The sequence below is a fragment of the Candidatus Clostridium helianthi genome (assembly GCF_045310795.1).
In the GTDB taxonomy this organism is placed as follows: domain Bacteria; phylum Bacillota; class Clostridia; order Clostridiales; family Clostridiaceae; genus Clostridium; species Clostridium helianthi.
Genome location: NZ_JBJIAB010000240.1, coordinates 1 through 249 on the forward strand (window position 1 = coordinate 1; position 249 = coordinate 249).

Annotated in this window: 1 protein-coding gene; it reads right to left on the reverse strand. The window is 62.7% G+C overall.

The annotated features are described in order from the left end of the window. Positions 1-210 (reverse strand): hypothetical protein (locus tag ACJDTP_RS27970; RefSeq protein WP_406763080.1); only part of this gene is annotated, 210 nt, incomplete at its 3' end. Positions 211-249 lie beyond the last annotated feature (39 nt).

Consider the following 249-nt stretch of genomic DNA (forward strand, 5'->3'; position numbering starts at 1 on the left):
GCCAGTCCCGATCTTGAAGGTGGTCGTGGAGACGCCGGCACCGGCCCACGGAGAGACCACAGACAGGCCTAGCCCTACGCCGAATGCCAACAGGACCAACGTCAAAGCGCAAGAGACCACGGCTCCGGCCGTGACGGCGCCCCACGACACGCCCGAGACGGACGGTTCGCCGGGGTCGGTTGCCGGTTGGACGACAACGGTATCAATCATGATGCTCATCCCAATTTTGCGATGAGATCAGCTCATCGT